Origin of the sequence: Ruegeria sp. HKCCD6604 (genome assembly GCF_013110635.1) — a bacterium.
Classification (GTDB): domain Bacteria; phylum Pseudomonadota; class Alphaproteobacteria; order Rhodobacterales; family Rhodobacteraceae; genus Ruegeria.
Map to the genome: position 1 here is coordinate 1 of NZ_WVQW01000005.1, position 17,100 is coordinate 17,100.

Annotated in this window: 14 protein-coding genes; 10 read left to right on the plus strand and 4 right to left on the minus strand. The window is 58.5% G+C overall.

What is annotated here, in order from left to right; all coding sequences use genetic code 11:
- Positions 1–246 precede the first annotated feature (246 nt).
- Positions 247–1,008: an NAD kinase gene (locus tag GS614_RS13030; protein ID WP_253285366.1), complete on the plus strand. Its 762-nt coding sequence runs from the start codon at positions 247–249 to the stop codon at positions 1,006–1,008.
- Positions 1,009–1,248: 240 nt separating this feature from the next.
- Here GS614_RS13030 and GS614_RS13035 read toward each other — a convergent pair whose 3' ends face one another.
- From GS614_RS13035 to GS614_RS13045, 3 genes are all read right to left on the minus strand, one after another.
- A complete protein-coding gene (locus tag GS614_RS13035) occupies positions 1,249–2,700 on the minus strand; it encodes an amidase family protein (RefSeq protein WP_171726526.1) in 1,452 nt (483 codons plus the stop codon).
- Positions 2,701–2,790: 90 nt separating this feature from the next.
- Entirely contained in the window at positions 2,791–4,680 is a 1,890-nt protein-coding gene (prpE, locus tag GS614_RS13040; RefSeq protein WP_171363076.1) for a propionate-CoA ligase PrpE, read from the minus strand.
- Positions 4,681–5,046: 366 nt separating this feature from the next.
- On the minus strand, positions 5,047–7,320 hold the full coding sequence (locus tag GS614_RS13045; protein WP_171726527.1) for an NADP-dependent malic enzyme: 2,274 nt from the start codon (positions 7,318–7,320) through the stop codon (positions 5,047–5,049).
- Positions 7,321–7,505: 185 nt separating this feature from the next.
- Here GS614_RS13045 and GS614_RS13050 point away from each other — a divergent pair, with 185 nt between their 5' ends.
- The 7 genes from GS614_RS13050 (at position 7,506) to upp (ending at position 13,894) form a co-directional block, all read left to right on the plus strand.
- On the plus strand, positions 7,506–8,210 hold the full coding sequence (locus tag GS614_RS13050; protein ID WP_171726528.1) for a hypothetical protein: 705 nt from the start codon (positions 7,506–7,508) through the stop codon (positions 8,208–8,210).
- On the plus strand, positions 8,173–9,276 hold the full coding sequence (locus tag GS614_RS13055; protein WP_171726529.1) for a cupin domain-containing protein: 1,104 nt from the start codon (positions 8,173–8,175) through the stop codon (positions 9,274–9,276). The genes GS614_RS13050 and GS614_RS13055 overlap by 38 nt, the downstream gene beginning before the upstream one ends.
- 93 nt (positions 9,277–9,369) lie before the next feature.
- Positions 9,370–9,762: a cytidine deaminase gene (locus tag GS614_RS13060; RefSeq protein WP_171329021.1), complete on the plus strand. Its 393-nt coding sequence runs from the start codon at positions 9,370–9,372 to the stop codon at positions 9,760–9,762.
- A 4-nt stretch (positions 9,763–9,766) separates the two neighbouring features.
- Positions 9,767–11,074, plus strand: a complete 1,308-nt coding sequence (locus GS614_RS13065; RefSeq protein WP_171726620.1) for a thymidine phosphorylase — start codon at positions 9,767–9,769, stop codon at positions 11,072–11,074.
- Positions 11,071–12,282, plus strand: coding sequence for a phosphopentomutase (locus GS614_RS13070; protein WP_171726530.1), 1,212 nt, complete (start codon positions 11,071–11,073; stop codon positions 12,280–12,282). Before GS614_RS13065 ends, GS614_RS13070 begins: the two co-directional genes overlap by 4 nt.
- Entirely contained in the window at positions 12,279–13,265 is a 987-nt protein-coding gene (locus GS614_RS13075) for an adenosine deaminase (protein ID WP_171231995.1), read from the plus strand. Before GS614_RS13070 ends, GS614_RS13075 begins: the two co-directional genes overlap by 4 nt.
- Positions 13,262–13,894, plus strand: a complete 633-nt coding sequence (gene upp, locus GS614_RS13080; RefSeq protein WP_152457415.1) for a uracil phosphoribosyltransferase — start codon at positions 13,262–13,264, stop codon at positions 13,892–13,894. The genes GS614_RS13075 and upp overlap by 4 nt, the downstream gene beginning before the upstream one ends.
- Positions 13,895–13,900: 6 nt before the next feature.
- Here upp and GS614_RS13085 read toward each other — a convergent pair whose 3' ends face one another.
- Positions 13,901–14,914 carry a hypothetical protein gene (locus GS614_RS13085; protein ID WP_171613461.1) on the minus strand — a complete coding sequence of 338 codons (1,014 nt, stop codon included), beginning with the start codon at positions 14,912–14,914 and terminating at the stop codon, positions 13,901–13,903.
- A gap of 147 nt (positions 14,915–15,061) precedes the next feature.
- On the opposite strand from GS614_RS13085, the gene GS614_RS13090 reads away from it, so the two are divergent.
- Positions 15,062–15,997, plus strand: coding sequence for a DMT family transporter (locus GS614_RS13090; RefSeq protein ID WP_171329013.1), 936 nt, complete (start codon positions 15,062–15,064; stop codon positions 15,995–15,997).
- Positions 15,998–16,279: 282 nt separating this feature from the next.
- Entirely contained in the window at positions 16,280–17,053 is a 774-nt protein-coding gene (locus tag GS614_RS13095) for a Hint domain-containing protein (RefSeq protein WP_367396931.1), read from the plus strand.
- Positions 17,054–17,100: the final 47 nt, after the last annotated feature.

The window sequence follows — 17,100 nt, forward strand, 5'->3', positions numbered from 1 at the left end:
GATCGAGCCAAAAAGCTCGGGATCACGATCAGAAAGGGACTGGGTGAAAAATCCGGTATCACGAAGATTGGCGTTCATGGGCGCTCCACATGGCTGGGTAAAAATCTTGCGGATTTCCTATCGGAAACGCCACATTTGCAAAAGGCTTAAAGCGACGATTTGGCCCGCTGCGGCGTCAAGACTGGCCTATCGGGGAAAGGTATGTTTGTTTCGGAACCAAATGTGCAGCACCGGAAACCGGAAAACATGAAAAAAAGAATCGCCTTTCTTGCCAGTGAGGTCAAAGTGGCGCAAACGGCCCGGGATGCTCTGGTGTCCAAACACGGTAATGCGGCGCCCCGCGATGCAGATGTTGTGGTTGCTCTTGGGGGGGATGGCTTCATGTTGCATACCCTTCACAACATGCAGCATCTTGATACACCGGTATACGGGATGAACCGTGGCACAATCGGGTTTCTGATGAACGCGTATCACGAAGACGACCTGATGGCCCGCCTGGAGGATGCCGAGGAAGAGGTCATCAATCCGCTGGCGATGCGGGCGATGGATCAGTCCGGAAAGCTGCACGAGGCGTTGGCGATCAACGAAGTGTCATTGTTGCGGGCAGGCCCTCAGGCCGCGCGGCTTAAGATCAGCGTTGATGGCCGCGAGCGAATGGATGAACTTGTATGCGATGGAGCGCTGCTGTCCACAGCGGCGGGGTCCACGGCGTATAACTACTCGGCACACGGGCCTATTCTGCCGATTGGCTCGGACGTTCTCGCGTTGACGCCGATCGCCGCATTCCGCCCCCGCCGATGGCGTGGTGCCTTGCTGCCAAAAATCGCGAAGGTACGGTTCGATGTGCTGGATGCGGACAAGCGACCCGTTATCGTTGCCGCTGATTCGGTAGCTTTCCCAGACATTGATTGGGTCGAAATCCGTTCCGAGCCTACGATTTCACATCGCATTCTTTTCGACCCCGGGCACGGTTTGGAAGAACGACTGATTTCCGAGCAATTCACATAAAATTGCGTCTCTGCGAGGATTTTTTGAAACTGTGTGAAGCAGTTCACAGGGAATCTATTGGCAATTGGCTAATGTGAAATTGCCCGGAGAACACGCCAAGGTGGGAGTGAGTGGCCACCTGAACGGCGTATTCGAATGATTGCGCAGATTTTGCGCTGGCGAGGGTGGGTGGTGCTACGCTCGTCATCAGAAATCCGGGCTTATTTTAGCAGTCGGGCCCCGGGTACAATGTCCCGGGGTCTATTTTTTGCAGCCGCCCTGCAACTCTGATTTTTCCCAAAGCGGCAAGCACATTTGCCCCACGCGTGCCTCGATTGCCGCGGCCGCATCCACCGCCAGATCTTCGCGCCAACGCTGTGCCGCAATCTGAACACTGATCGGCTGTGGGCCCTTAGGCAATTCAGCCAGCCGGGCCGGGACACATGCCGCAGGCAGGCCCAGAAAGTTCATCGCATAGGAATAAACGGCGCACCCCAGAACCTCATGCACTCCATCGGCGCCTTCGGTGTCCCGGTCAGGTTTGAAGAACGGTTGTGGCAGGAAAGGCGACAGCACCAAAGGGTAATCCTGCAAAAACAGGGACCATTCCCGCGCATAGTGGCTTCGTTTGGCCAGCATCTGAACCATCTCGGTTTCGACAATAGGCGGGAATTCCTGGAAATAGACCGCAAAGATGTTCTGAATGGTTTTCGAACCGGCCGCTTCGATATCTGACTGCAAGAGCGTGAGTACCTCGCCCATCAGCGTACGGTAACCGATCCGACCGCATTCAAATACATCGGGCGGGTCAATCTCTTGCACCACATAACCCGCATCGGTCAGTGCGTCCCGTGCCGTGTCGAGCGCTTTTTCCACCTCGGGGTGCAGGGCATAGCCGAATGTGTTCTTGGTGAAGGCTACCTTGACGGGCGCGTCGGGATCAGGACCACGCCAGGGCATCGGCACGTGAAACGGGTCACGCGCGTCGGCGGTGATCAGGCTGGGCATGGACAGATGCAGGTCAGCGGCCGACCGGGTAATCAGGCCCTGAACTGACATCGACTGCGCCAGCAAACCGCGTTCGACCTTCTGGCTTGGGTTCCATGCCGGGACACGCCCCAGCCCGGGTTTCACCGTCACGGCTCCGTTGGCCGCCGCGGGAAAGCGCAGGCTGCCGCCGATATCGTTGCCGTGGGCCAGCGCGCCGATTCCGGCCATGACCGCAGCGCCAGCCCCACCGGAAGAGCCGCCGGGCGAGATATGCCGCCCCCAGGGGTTGTGCGTACGGCCATACAACGGATTGTCCGTCTCGGCGCGGAAAGAGAACTCGGGCGTGTTGGTCCGCCCGACAACAACAGCCCCGGCCTTTAGCAGATTGCTCACAACCGGGGCGTCATCCGGTGCAATCACATCCTTCAATGCGACGACACCGTTGGTTGTGGCGTGGCCTTTTTGGTCAACGTTCACCTTGATCGTGACCGGCACGCCATGCAGCGGACCCGTCGGTTTGCCGCCAGCCCGCGCATTGTCCAGCGCTTCGGCACGTTCCAATGCTTGCTCGCGCAGGTCTTCCACAACCGCATTCAAATCCGGGTTGACCTCATCCATTCGCTCGATCGAGGCCCGAACCGCCTCGGTCGCACTCAGGTCGCCGCGTCTTGTCAGGGTGGTCAGGTCTGTGGCGCTGAGACGCCAGATATCGGTTTGTGTCATGGGTCCTCACTGTCTTAACGTGACAGTAGAGGGGCTGCTTCCGGTTGCAAGAGAAGACAAAAAAATGGGCGGCTAATGCCGCCCCTCGGGTTACTTGGCGTAACCGATTGTCTGCAAGGCCTCTTTGATCTCGTCAAGAATGGCTGGATCATCGATCGTTGCAGGCATTTTGTAGTCTTGACCGTCTGCAATCGACACCATCGTACCCCGCAGGATTTTACCCGAACGTGTCTTGGGCAACCTGTCGACGACGACGGCCAGTTTAAAGGCCGCCACCGGGCCTATCTTTTCCCGCACCATCTTGACGACTTCCTGAACCACGTCGCCATGATCCCGATCAGCGCCGGCATTCAGGCACAGGAACCCAACGGGCATCTGACCCTTTAGCTGATCCGATACACCGATCACCGCGCATTCGGCCACATCCGGGTGAGCGGCAAGCACTTCTTCCATCCCCCCGGTCGACAGACGGTGGCCCGCGACGTTGATGACATCATCGGTGCGGGCCATGATGTAAAGATATCCGTCCTCGTCGATCATACCGGCATCGCCGGTTTCATAATACCCGGGGAAATGTTCAAGATAGGATTTCCTGAACCGCTCCTCGGCGTTCCACAAGGTCGGCAGGGTGCCCGGAGGCAAAGGCAGTTTGACCGCGATGGCCCCCAGTTCGCCGGCTTTCATCGGGTGGCCGCCTTCGTCGAGAATTTGCACGTCATAGCCGGGCATCGGTTTCGCGGGCGAACCCAGCTTGATCGGAAGCTCTTCGATGCCCAGCGGATTTCCGGCGATGGCCCATCCGGTTTCGGTCTGCCACCAATGGTCGATCACCGGAACCTTCAGCGCATCCTGCGCCCAGATGATGGTGTCGGGGTCAGCCCGTTCCCCCGCCAGATACAGTGCCCGCAGATGAGACAGATCGTACTTGGCGATCAATTCGCCTTTGGGGTCTTCTCGTTTCACGGCACGGATCGCCGTAGGGGCGGTGAAGAAGCTTTTCACCTTATGTTCAGAGATCACGCGCCAGAAGGTTCCCGCATCAGGGGTGCCGACCGGTTTGCCTTCGAACACAATCGTCGTGTTGCCGTGGATCAGGGGGGCATAGCAGATATAGGAATGTCCAACGACCCAACCCACATCGGATGCCGCCCAGAATACATCACCGGGATCAACGTCATAGATGTTCTTCATGGTCCAGTTCAGCGCCACCAGATGCCCGGCAGTGGGGCGCACGACGCCCTTGGGCGCCCCCGTGGTGCCCGAAGTGTACAGGATGTACGCCGGATCGTTTCCGTCGACGGGAACACATTCCGCCGGTTCGACACCGTACTGGAACCCGTGCCAGTTGTAGTCGCGCCCTTCGATCAACTGAGCAACTTCCTGTTCGCGCTGAAAGATGACGCAGAAATCCGGCTTGTGCTCGGCAAGTTCGATGGCGCCGTCCAGAAGCGGCTTGTAGTGCACGACCCGGCCAGGTTCCAAACCGCAGGACGCCGCAATGACGGCTTTGGGTTTGGCGTCGTCGATACGGACCGCCAGTTCGTTGCTGGCAAATCCGCCGAACACAACGGAATGCACAGCGCCCAGACGAGCGCAGGCCAGCATCGCCTCAAGCGCCTCGGGGATCATTGGCATGTAGATGATGACGCGGTCACCTTTCTCGATGCCTTTCGCCCGCAGCGCGCCGGCAAGATTGGCCACGCGGTTGCGCAGCTCGACATATGAAATCTCGCGCTTGGTATGGGTGATCGGGCTGTCATAGATGATGGCGGTCTGCTCGCCGCGCCCGTTTACCACGTGGCGGTCCACGGCGTTCCAGCAGGTATTGACTCGTGCGTCGCTGAACCATTCATACAAAGGCGCGTTGTCGTCGAACAGAGCTTTGCTGGGTTCTTTGACCCAATCGATCCCCTTGGCGGCGCTCATCCAGAACGCCTCGGGGTCTTTCTTCCAACTGTCATAAACGTCCTGATACGCCATCTCGTCCTCCTCACAACGACTTGGTCTTTGTGTTAGGACCCAGAAAACTATCGGGCAAGCGAGTCAAATGACGACGCGTCAGTTTATCGCAAAATATTTGCAGTAATTCGCGCAACGACTTGCAAATTTTTGCAAACTTCTTTCTCACCATTGGATTTTCTGCGCCGAAGAGGCCATTTTGCAAACTTGCAAACTCGACCATGCAAAAGATCACGTCCAAGGCGAGTCGGCACAATGCCAATTCGCCATTCTTCCGCGTGCCCCAGGGTTCCCACGGAGATGCCACGACATATAGCCGTCAAAGTGTGAGAATTGTGTTAACCGCACCCCCGCGGGGGATGCGGTTCATGGTGTCGGGCAGCCGGTTTACCCGTAATGTGCCACCGGCGTCCCCGCGATGGCAGCCATGTTCAGCAATCCGCGTGCGGTAATGGATGGGGTGACGATATGTGCCTTGTTGCCCATTCCCATCAGAATGGGGCCGACTTCGATCCCGTCCGCTTTCATTTTCAGGATATTGCGCACGCCGCTGGCCGCATCCGCATGGGCAAAGATCAGCACATTTGCCGCGCCCTGTAGGCGTGAACCCGGAAAAATCCGCGCCCGAAGATCCGCATCAAGGGCCGCATCCAGGTTCATTTCGCCTTCATAGACAAAGTCGCGCGGTTTCTGGTCCAGGATGTCCAATGCGGCGCGCAGGCGTTTTCCCGATCCTTCCGCCTGATTGCCGAATTGCGACTGCGAGCAGAACGCGATCTTGGGTTCGATCCCGAATCGGCGAACATGCCGCGCGGCGCCAATGGTCGATTCGGCCAACTCCTCCGGCGTCGGCAATTGCCGGACATGCGTATCGGCGATGAACAGGGGGCCGTCTTCCAATATCATCAGCGACAACGCGCCGTGCGGGCGCAGGTCGCCGTCGGCCAGCACCTGTTCAACATAGTTCAGATGCCAGCGATATTCGCCGAACGTGCCGCAGATCATACTGTCAGCCTCGCCCCGATGCACCATGATCGCGCCAATGGCGGTTGTATTTGTGCGCATGATCGCCTTGGCCAGATCCGGGGTCACACCTCGGCGCTGCATGATCTGATGATACGAGCTCCAGTAATCGTAATAACGCGGATCGTTTTCCGGGTTCACGATCTGGCAGTCCGTGCCCGGGCGAATGGTCAGGCCCAGTTTTTCGCATCGGGATTCGATGACTTCGGGACGTCCGATCAGAATCGGTGTTTCCGTCGTTTCCTCAAGAATAGCCTGTGCAGCCCGCAGCACCCTTTCATCTTCGCCTTCGGCAAATACGATGCGACGGGATGCGACGGCTGCGGCCTCGAATACGGGGCGCATCAAAAGCGCCGACTTGAAAACAGACTGGTTGAGTTTTTCCTTATAGGCCTCAAGATCTTTAATGGGGCGCTTAGCGACGCCGCTTTCCATGGCTGCCTTGGCAACGGAAGATGAGACGACACCCACCAAACGCGGATCAAAAGGTTTCGGAATCAGGTAATCCGGCCCAAAGGTCAGTTGCTCGCCCTTGTAGGCGGCTGCCGCCTCGGCGCTTGTCGTCGCGCGAGCCATTTCCGCAATGCCGTCAACGCAGGCGATCTGCATTGCGTCATTGATCTCGGTCGCGCCCACATCCAGAGCACCCCGGAAGATAAACGGAAAGCACAATACGTTGTTGACCTGATTGGGAAAATCGCTGCGCCCCGTGGCGATGATCGCGTCCGGTGCAACCTCACGCGCGGCCTGAGGCAGAATTTCTGGCGTTGGGTTGGCCAGTGCGAAGATGATCGGACGATCGGCCATTTTCTGAACCATTTCAGGCTTCAGGACATTCGGGCCACTAAGGCCCAGAAACAGATCCGCATCGCCGATTACATCATCCAGAGTCCGCAATTCCGTTTTCTGCGCAAACTGCGACTTGTGCGGGTTCATATCCTCGGCGCGCCCCTCGTAGACGAGCCCGTGAATATCGCACAGCCAGATGTTTTCCTGTTTCACACCCAGTTTCACCAGCATGTTCAGGCAGGCAATCCCAGCAGCCCCGCCGCCGGTTGATACGACTTTGATGTCCGCAAAGGATTTCCCCGCCACATGCAAAGCGTTCTTGGCCGCGGCCCCGACGACAATGGCGGTTCCGTGCTGATCGTCGTGAAAAACGGGAATGTTCATACGCTCGCGGCACAGCTTTTCGACAATGAAACAATCCGGTGCCTTGATGTCTTCCAAGTTGATGGCCCCGAATGTCGGTTCCAGCGAGCAGACGATATCCGCCAGCTTTTCCGGATCAGGCTGGTCTACTTCGATATCAAAACAGTCAATGCCAGCGAATTTCTTGAACAGGACGGCTTTGCCCTCCATCACCGGTTTCGAGGCCAGCGCCCCGATATTGCCCAGACCAAGAACCGCGGTGCCGTTGGATACCACGGCGACAAGGTTGCCGCGCGCCGTGTACTTTTCCGCGTTTGCGGCGTCGGCTTTGATTTCAAGGCTGGCCTCGGCCACGCCGGGCGAATAGGCGCGCGCCAGATCGCGACCGTTGGCCATCGGTTTCGTGGCCTTGATCTCAAGTTTTCCGGGTTTCGGATGGGCGTGATAGTCAAGCGCGGCCTGTCGCAGGCTGGGGGTGTCAGACATTGAAGTTTCAGTTCCCTCTTAGAATTTGATTTAACATTAAACTATTCGTCCAAGCTTGGCTACGTTGCGTAATTTTGCCGACGTGGCGCAGTCGCACACCCGAAATGGGTTGAATTTTGACATATTTTTTTTACATCTAGGCAACTTTGCGAAACGAACAAACACTCAGGCAAGACGAAGCAGTAATGACTTTCAAGGCAAATGATCAGGTCGATGGCCTGTTCTCCGGTTCTGTGGCGGATACCGGAGTTGTGCGGCTAACCCTTTGGTTTGCGGTGCTGTCAAGTGTTGTGCTTCTTGGTGCTGTTGGCATCTGGCCAGAACAGGCACTGGTTTTCAATCAGGAAGGCGGGTTGTTTGAAACAATTTCCGCGGCGTGTTTGTTTGCAGCGGGTGTGGCCGCTTTGTGGCGATATCCGGGTGTCACCCGGCTGTATATCGGGCTGACATTACTGTTGTTGGGCGAGCGAGAGCTGGAAGCAGGCGTTTATCCTGAAGGCAGCTTGCCGTTCATGATCCTTGACGGGCTGGATTCGGTGCTGGACGTCACTCTGGTCAGGGTCTTGCTGGCCTGCGTTGTCCTGGGCGGTGTCATGTGGCATGGGATCCCGACGGGATGGCGTGCTGTCAAGCGGCGCGCGCCTTTTATGATCGTGTTCATTGCGGCCGGCTGTCTTGCCGTCATCGCTCAGCTTCTTGAAGAATTCACCGGGCTGCACGGCGAAGCTTTGTCGTCAGTTATGAAGGCGCGGCTTTTCGTGATGGAAGAAACGCTCGAGATGTTCTTTTCGATTGGCATTTTGGCCTCTGTTCTGATCGGATGGTCAAAATCGAGTTCTGACGAGACATCTCATGACAAAGACATCCGAGCCTTCCCGGACCCAAGCTGAATTTCGTTTGCCTACCCAGGAAATTCGAAACGACATCCCCTTTTATACCAAGGTGTTGGGGATGCAGATGGACATGATCTATCCCGCGGACGATCCGCGCGTCGCAGTGTTTTCAGGGCACGGTCTTCGGCTGCGGATTGAAAAAGACGCGCCCGAAGGTCCGGGAACATTGCGCATCCTGACAGATGACCCGGAAAGCTTTGCAGATGGCCAACGCGTTCTTGTCGCGCCGAATGGGACCCGGATCGAAATCGAAGAGCGTAACCCGCCGCTGGTGATGCCTGAAACAGTTCATTCCTTCGTGGTGCGCAGGCTCAAGGATCAGGCGCCATGGATCATCGGTCGGGCGGGGATGCACTATCGCGATCTGGTGCCGGATCGTCTGGGCGGATCGATCATCGCCAGCCATATCCGCATCCCGGACGGGGGGCCGGTGCCCGATATGGTGCATTTTCACAAAGTCGGGTTCCAGCTGATATTCTGCATTCATGGCTGGGTGGATGTCGTCTACGAGGATCAGGGAGAAAAAATGCGCCTGACCGCAGGGGATTGCTTTATCCAGCCGCCGGAAATTCGTCACCGCGTGCTCGAGGCGTCAGACAATGTTCAGGTTGTCGAGATAGGTGTGCCAGCGGAGCATGTCACGGAAATCGACCATGACATGCAGCTTCCCACGCCGCATTTTCGCCCGGACCGTGAATGGCAAGGGCAACGCTTTGTCTACAACCAGGCCAAGGATGCTGAATGGGTGCCATTCCGTCTTCCGGGTTACATCTGCCGCGATACGACAATTGCCGAGAACACCAAAGGGGTCGCTGGCGTCCAGGTCGTCCGCAAAGGGCAGGGCGATACCGAATGGGCCATTCACGATACGGACATTCACTTTACCTTCGTGATGGGCGGGGCGGTCACGCTGGAAGGCGAGGGGCGCGAGCCCTACCGGCTGGAGCAAGGAGACGCCTTTGTCATCCCGCCCGGGATGCGCACGCGTTTGTCCTCGCCCTCGGACAACATCGAGTTGCTGGAAGTCACCTTGCCCGGTACGTTCACGACAACACTGGGCTGACTGAAAAAAACTGGCTGGGGGCTTCAATTCCTCGGCCTTTTTACGTAACGATCCAAATTTCTGACCAGATGATCAAAAAAACGGGGAATCGCCATGTCGCTCAAAGACGCTGCCTTGTCAGTCCGCGAAAACGCCTATGCGCCTTATTCGAATTTCAAGGTTGGCGCAGCGCTTCGGGCTTCGACGGGTCAGATCTTTTCCGGGTGCAACGTTGAAAACGTGGCCTATCCCGAAGGCACTTGTGCCGAGGCCGGCGCAATCGCCGCGATGGTCGCCGCAGGAGAGCAGGAACTGACCGAGGTCTATGTGGTCGCCTCCAGCCCTCAGCCCGTGCCGCCTTGCGGTGGGTGTCGCCAGAAACTGGCCGAGTTTGGCAAGCGCGACGTGAAGGTTACCCTGGCAACCGTGGACGGTTCCGAATTCGAGACAACCATCGGGGATTTGTTGCCGGGCGCATTCGACGCGTCACACATGGAGGATGTCTGAACGCATGGATGCCCGCTCGATCATAGCAAAACTGCGCAGGCAGGAGGTGCCCGGTCGCGAGGAACTGATCTGGTTTGCGCAGGGGCTTGCGGATGGAAGCGTCAGCGACGCGCAGGCCGGGGCATTCGCCATGGCTGTCTGCATGGGCGGATTGGGCCCTCGGGGGCGTGCGGATCTGACGATTGCGATGCGCGACAGCGGTGACGTTCTGACCTGGGACGTGGATGGGCCGGTGATCGACAAGCACTCGACCGGAGGGGTCGGGGACAGCGTCAGCCTGGTTCTTGCTCCGGCGTTGGCGGAATGTGGGGCGTATGTCCCAATGATCTCGGGCCGGGGTCTTGGGCATACCGGCGGAACGCTGGACAAGCTTGAGGCGATACCGGGGGTCAGCACTCAGATCGGGCAGGACCGTCTTGCGCAGATTTTACGCGATACCGGCGCGGCCATCGTCGGGGCGACGGGCCAGATCGCGCCGGCAGACAAGCGCCTTTATGCAGTGCGGGATGTGACCGCGACGGTCGAGAGCCTGGATCTGATCACAGCGTCGATCCTGTCCAAGAAACTGGCCGCCAGCCCGGATGCACTGGTTCTGGATGTCAAAACCGGCAGCGGTGCTTTCATGAAAACGATGGAAGATGCCCGCAAATTGGCCACCGCATTGACCCAGACCGCAAACGCAGCAGGATGCCGCACGTCGGCGGTGATCACGGATATGAACCAACCATTGGCCCCGGCGTTGGGCAATGCCTTGGAAGTCGCGGAAGTGATGAAGGTTCTGACCATGTCGAATGCGTCCCCTTTGGCAGACATTTCCGCCGAGCTGGGGGGGGTCCTGCTGACCGATGCAGGAATGTGCGGAACGGTCGAGGAAGGGCGTGAGAAGATCTTTGAAATCATCCGTGACGGCCGCGCTGCCGAACGGTTCGGGCGCATGATGGCAGCGGTCGGTGGCCCGGTTCAGTTTGTCGATACCTGGGCCCGGTTCCTGCCTGAGGCGAATGTCATCCAAGAGGTTCCGGCCCCGCGGGACGGCTTCATCTCGGCCGCTGACGGAGAAGCTCTGGGTCTTGCCGTGGTTGCGCTGGGCGGTGGCCGTCAGGTCGAAAGTGATGAGATCGACCCCGCCGTCGGGATATCCAGTATTCTTCGGCTTGGGGATCGCGTGCCAAAAGGCACGCCGATTGCAGTGATCCATGCTGCTCGGGAAGATGCCGCGCGCCGAGCCGCGGAAACCGTGCTGAGCGCGATTGAGATCAGCGATACGGCTCCGACGCTTCCGGATCTGATCCACGAAAGGATCAGCGTATGAGCCGTGCATTTCTCGTCGTCATGGATTCCGTTGGAATAGGCGGTGCGCCTGATGCCGATCGTTTTTTCAATGGCGACGTCCCGGATAGTGGAGCAAATACGCTGGCCCATATCGCGCAGGCCTGTGCCGAAGGGCGGGCCGAAGACGGGCGCTCGGGCCCCTTGAACCTGCCGAACCTCGACGCGCTGGGTTTGGGTGCGGCTGCGCGGTTGGCGTCTGGGGACGCAATCCCCGGATTGAACGCGAAACCCAATGGGCTGTGGGGCTGCGCGCGCGAGCATTCGCCCGGCAAAGACACGCCCTCGGGCCACTGGGAACTGGCAGGTCTGCCGGTGCCGTGGGATTGGCACTATTTCCCGGATACGGTTCCGGTTTTTCCTGCGGACCTGAGCCGCGCAGCGGCCCAGGCCGCCGGGACCGAAGGCATCCTTGGCGATTGCCATGCCTCGGGCACGGCGATCATCGCCGAACTGGGTGCCGAGCATATGCGAACCGGCTGGCCGATTTGCTACACCTCAGCTGACAGTGTGTTTCAGATCGCAGCCCATGAGGAGAGTTTCGGACTGGACCGTTTGCTGGACATGTGCCGCGCACTTGCACCGCGCTTGCACGAGATGAAAGTGGGCCGTGTCATTGCGCGCCCCTTTGTCGGCTCGCCAGAGGCGGGTTTTGAACGGACTGCCAACCGCAAGGATTTCGCCATTCTGCCGCCCGCACCGGTTCTGACCAATTGGGTGCAGGATGCCGGGCGGAAGGTGCACGCGGTGGGCAAGATCGGCGACATCTTTTCCATGCAGGGTATCGACACGCTGCGCAAAGGGTCGGACGCTGAACTCATGCGGCACCTTTCAGATCTGGTGGATGACGCCGAACAGGGCAGCCTGACTTTTGCCAACTTTGTTGAATTCGACAGTCTTTACGGCCACCGCCGCGATATCAGCGGTTATGCCCGAGCATTGGAATGGTTCGATCACGAGATCGGCAAGTTTCTGGCCAGGCTGCGCCCCGGCGACTTGTTGGTGTTGACCGCCGATCATGGCAATGATCCCAGCTGGACCGGGACGGATCACACACGTGAACAAGTGCCGGTTCTGATTTCCGGGTCGGGCACGGGGCAGATCGGCCAGGTAGACTTTGCCGATATTGCCGCCAGCATCGCCCATCACCTGAACATTCCGGCGCAAGGGCCGGGAAGGAACTTTCTATGAGCGTCGCCGATCTGCCGAAAATAGAACTGCACCTGCATCACGAAGGCGCCGCGCCACCGGCATTCATACGTCAGCTTGCGCATGAAAAACGGGTGGACCTGAGCGGTATCTTCAAGCCGGACGGATCCTATGATTTCCGCGATTTCGCGCATTTCCTGAATGTGTATGAAGCTGCTTGCGAAGTCCTGAAGACGCCCGAAGACTTTCGGCGGCTGACATTGGCCATTCTCGAAGAAAGCGCCGAAAACGGTGTCGTCTATTCTGAGACTTTTCTGAGCCCTGATTTTTGTGGTGGCGGCGACCTGCACGCCTGGCGGGACTATCTGAACGCCATTCAGGACGCGGCGGACGAGGCCGAGCGCAAGTTTGACATCACCCTGCGCGGCGTCATTACCTGTGTGCGCCATTTCGGCCCCGATCAAGCCAAGCGCAGCGCCTATTGCGCGGCAGAGACTGCGGGCGACTGGATCACCGGTTTTGGCATGGGTGGAAACGAATCCGTTGGCACTCAGGGCGATTTCAAATGGGCGTTCGATTGCGCGCGCGAGGCCGGGTTGCGGCTGACGACCCATGCCGGAGAGTTCGGCGGCCCTGAAAGCGTGCGCGATGCCGTGCGCGATCTGGGGGTCGAGCGCATCGGACACGGTGTTCGCGCCCTCGAGGATCCGGACCTTGTTCGCGAACTGGTCGACCGGGACATCACTCTTGAGGTCTGTCCGGGATCGAATGTGGTTCTGGGGCTTTTCCCGGATTTTGCGACACATCCAATCGCGGCCTTGCGTGATGCGGGCGTGAAAGTCACCGTCTCAACGGATGACCCGCCATTTTTTCACACGACCATGCGGCGGGAATATGAAATGCTGAACGCAGCTTTCGGCTGGGAGGCCGAAGATTTTGCGGCCCTGAACGAAACCGCCCTAGAAGCGGCCTTTTGCGATGACGCCACCCGTGCGCGGGTCAAGAAAAGACTGGAGAAAACATGAGCGAACATCTGACCATCGTCGATCACCCTCTGGTGCAACACAAACTGACGCTCATGCGGGACAAGGGCACCTCGACCGCCGTGTTCCGGCAGTTGCTGCGCGAAATAACGCTTCTGCTGGCCTATGAGGTCACGCGCGAAATTCCGTTGACCACGCGCCATATCGAAACACCGATGGAAGAAATGGATGCACCCATTCTGGCGGGCAAGAAAATGGCGCTGGTGTCGATCCTGCGTGCTGGAAACGGGATGCTGGACGGTGTGCTGGAGCTTGTTCCTTCTGCGCGCGTCGGCTTTGTCGGTCTGTATCGCGACGAAGAAACGCTGAAGCCCGTGCAGTATTACTTCAAGGCACCCGAGAGCCTGAAAGACCGTTTGGTTATCGCGGTGGATCCGATGCTGGCCACCGGCAACAGCTCGGCCGCGGCGATTGACCTGCTGAAAGAGGCGGGGGCGACGGATATCCGCTTTCTGTGCCTGTTGGCCGCGCCGGAAGGTGTGGCGCGTATGAAAGAGGCGCACCCGGATGTGCACATCGTCACCGCCGCACTGGACCGCGAGCTGAACTCGAAAGGCTATATCATGCCGGGTCTGGGCGACGCGGGCGACCGGATGTTTGGAACCAAGTAAACCGGCTTACTCACCACATATGTTTTGCAGCCGGACCCAATCACGGTCCGGCAACACCTGTTCCAGTGTCCGGCCGGCCATGGGATCAGCCTCGATCAGGCCCAGTACTGATTCTCCGGTAATATCCTGAGCATAGGCGTAAGGGGTGGAAGGCAGGGCGCTTTGCGAGAACATCGCCAGCAAGTCTTCGTCCGGAAGGGAAGGTCGGGGCTGCGAGAGGACCTGTTCGGTATAGGTGTCGATGATCTCAGGTGTCAGTTCCCCGGTCGTCAACAGCCGGAAGGCCGAGGCCGCCCCGGTTCTGTCCAGCAGATCATCCAGCGGGTCGTTGAGCGCCGCCCGCGCGCGCTCTGCAACAACATAGCCTGCTGCGACAGCAGGGTCTTCGTGGTCTTCAACCAGCGCCCGGTTCAACAGAACGGTGCCACCCGGCAAGCTGAGGCTGTCCTGAACGCCGGCGGGCAGTATAACGATCTGCCGTACGCCCGTACGACTGGCCAAGCGATCCAGTGAAGCCTGCGCATCCACGGAAGAACAGGCCGGTCCCGAGACGCGCTCGATCCGACGCAGGATCGTGTCTCCGATTTCCTGTCGTTTGATTTCGGGCACGACCGAGACAACATGGTTTTGCAACGCACCGGGCAGCCAAAACAACAATACGGCCAGAACCGCAGCCGCGACGCCGCCGACGCTCATCCAGCGCAAACGGCCGGGATGGGGGCGCGAACGTTCGATGGCACGTTGCAGCCGATCGATCGCTTCAAGCATCGTGGTTTCGGATTCTCCCAGTTCCAGTGTCTCATCCGGATCACCGTCGGGGCAAAAAACAGCCGGAAAGGCACCGGGGTTCTGCCGTTCAAGCGCCGCCAAAGACCAATGCGTCAAAGCCCTGTCATTGAAATCGGAAATGGTTAGGGTCGCCTCGCCAATCGATACCACGACTTCGCGCCGCTGTTCATCGGGCGAAGGGCGCCACAGACCGGTGGCTTCGATCCGCTGGTACTGTTTCAGGGCCGTCATCTGGTTGGGGTCTGCTCGAAATTGTTTTGCAGCAGCTTAGCATGGTGAAAACGCCGTGCGCAAACCTGTTGCGCAGGTATTCCGATTTGTGCTGGATACCCGTCAGGAAAAAGATCGCCGATCTTTGATCGCAACAAGGGCACGGACATGCAGGCAGACACGACCACCTCTCCGGTGCTGGCTTCAGCCCTTATGGTAGCAGCAATGGCAATTATCGGCGTGATCGACAATGTTGTGATCCTGCTGGCCGAGACGGTCGGGCTGTGGCAATTCCATTTCATGCGGGCATTGCTGATGCTGCCGCTGATTGTCGGCCTGTCCCTTATGGGGCTGGGCAGGCTGAGGCCGCAACGGTGGGGGGCGGTCACCTTGCGCAGCCTTCTGATTACGACGGCCATGTTTTTCTATTTTGCGTCGCTGTCGATGATGCCGATTGCGCAAGCCCTGGCAGGGTTGTTCACCTCGCCGATTTTCGTGCTGCTGATTTCGTCCTTTGCGCTTGGGCAAAAGATCGGGCCCTGGCGCATTCTGGCTGTGCTGGTCGGTTTTTCGGGCACCCTTCTGGTATTGCAACCCAACCCGGTCGAATTTGACATGCGTTCGGTTTTTCCAATTGCCGCAGGTTTTTTCTATGCCTTGAGTTCGATCATGACGCGGACATATTGCGCGCGTGAAAGCACGGTTGCGATGCTGGCAGCCATGGTTATTACCCTTGGGCTGTCAGGGGCCGTGGGCGCCGCCTTGTTCACGGTTGCACCCGTTGCCACGCTGGACGGGCCGGATGGCTTTGTTACACGGGGTTGGGTCTGGGAAGTGGGGCCCGCGCTGCCATGGATTGTTGTTCAGGCCGTCGGGTCGACGATTGCGGTCTTCATGCTCATCAAAGCCTATCAGGTAGGCGAGACCTCTTACGTGGCCGTGTTCGAGTATTCGGTGATGATCTTCGGGCCGCTCTTTGCATTCGTCGCACTGGGTCAGACCCTCGATTTGATGCAGGTGTCCGGGATTGTCCTGATCGCGACGGCAGGGGTTTTGCTGGGCTGGCGGGCCAGGCGGTCATCCACCCAGCAGGAACTTGCCTGACACATACAACAGCGCATTGCCAACGGATTTTGCACGCTGAAACCTCAATAAGCAGGTTCATTTCAACGGATCAGGTGCAGATGGATTCGTAAGTTCCATGCATGCTGACCGTTTCGAAAATTGCACAAAAGCCTGTTCAAGCCTTGTGAGTGTTTACCAAATCGCCCTGGGAGCGCGCTGAGACGGCCCAAATTGGGCATAAATATGTCCGAAATAAGACAGTCCCGGTTTTTGATGCTAGCTGTTTTGCATAGTGAGTTTGTGCCAAAGGGGGTTAGGCACGTGTCTGAAGTTACGAGTATTTCTGTTTATCTTGATCAATCGTCCGATACTGATCCATCCGGTTTGAACCACGCGGTGAACGCGCGCCGTGGTGGTTTTTTGAACGGCACGAAGGTTGCGACAACAAGCGGGTGGAAACCGGTTGAGCGCATTGCAGTCGGCGATCTTGTCCGAACTCTGGATCACGGGTTCAAAGAGGTGCGCCGCATCTCGACCAGCGTCGTGGTCATTCCTGCCGAAGAGCGCCGTTCCGAGTATTTGCCGGTTTTCGTACCGGCACGCGCCGCGTATAACGGGCGCCCCGTTTGGCTGATGCCCGAACAGGGCATTGCTCTGAACCTGTCGCAGATTGATGCCGATGTCAGCGGATGTTCCGTCGTATCCGCAAGACTGCTGAATGGCGTGGGTCGGTTTATGTCGCAGGCACCGGGATCGTCGTTTGAGGTCCGTTCCCTGTTTTTCGACGAAGATCAGGTGATTTTTGTCGAGGGCGGCCTGCAAGCTTACTGCCCTTCCGGCCTGTTCAACATGCGCGGCAGGGTCAGCGGGGCTGGTTACGATGTCGCCGATGAAGAGACCGGCACAAAGCTGGTCAACCTGATTGCAAGCAGGGGAGATATGTCAGCCCTTGCCAACCCATTGGGTGCCCTGCCTGCACCCATTCCGCAGGAACCGATATTTCCGATCCGTCCGCCCTCTGGGGTCAGGCGGCCGGGTCGACCGGGGCGTCCAAACGCGCCGGTGCTGTTTCTGCGGCCCGAATGGCAGATCTAACCAAACACTGACAAAAACGATGCAGGCGCGTGATTTCACGCGCCTGC

What these genes read in the sequence shown, in the direction of transcription:
- GS614_RS13030 (WP_253285366.1), top strand. Translation starts at nt 247, where the DNA reads ATGAAAAAAAGAATCGCCTTTCTTGCCAGTGAGGTCAAAGTGGCGCAA.
- GS614_RS13035 (WP_171726526.1), bottom strand. Translation starts at nt 2,700, where the DNA reads ATGACACAAACCGATATCTGGCGTCTCAGCGCCACAGACCTGACCACC.
- prpE (WP_171363076.1), bottom strand. Translation starts at nt 4,680, where the DNA reads ATGGCGTATCAGGACGTTTATGACAGTTGGAAGAAAGACCCCGAGGCG.
- GS614_RS13045 (WP_171726527.1), bottom strand. Translation starts at nt 7,320, where the DNA reads ATGTCTGACACCCCCAGCCTGCGACAGGCCGCGCTTGACTATCACGCC.
- GS614_RS13050 (WP_171726528.1), top strand. Translation starts at nt 7,506, where the DNA reads ATGACTTTCAAGGCAAATGATCAGGTCGATGGCCTGTTCTCCGGTTCT.
- GS614_RS13055 (WP_171726529.1), top strand. Translation starts at nt 8,173, where the DNA reads ATGACAAAGACATCCGAGCCTTCCCGGACCCAAGCTGAATTTCGTTTG.
- GS614_RS13060 (WP_171329021.1), top strand. Translation starts at nt 9,370, where the DNA reads ATGTCGCTCAAAGACGCTGCCTTGTCAGTCCGCGAAAACGCCTATGCG.
- GS614_RS13065 (WP_171726620.1), top strand. Translation starts at nt 9,767, where the DNA reads ATGGATGCCCGCTCGATCATAGCAAAACTGCGCAGGCAGGAGGTGCCC.
- GS614_RS13070 (WP_171726530.1), top strand. Translation starts at nt 11,071, where the DNA reads ATGAGCCGTGCATTTCTCGTCGTCATGGATTCCGTTGGAATAGGCGGT.
- GS614_RS13075 (WP_171231995.1), top strand. Translation starts at nt 12,279, where the DNA reads ATGAGCGTCGCCGATCTGCCGAAAATAGAACTGCACCTGCATCACGAA.
- upp (WP_152457415.1), top strand. Translation starts at nt 13,262, where the DNA reads ATGAGCGAACATCTGACCATCGTCGATCACCCTCTGGTGCAACACAAA.
- GS614_RS13085 (WP_171613461.1), bottom strand. Translation starts at nt 14,914, where the DNA reads ATGACGGCCCTGAAACAGTACCAGCGGATCGAAGCCACCGGTCTGTGG.
- GS614_RS13090 (WP_171329013.1), top strand. Translation starts at nt 15,062, where the DNA reads ATGCAGGCAGACACGACCACCTCTCCGGTGCTGGCTTCAGCCCTTATG.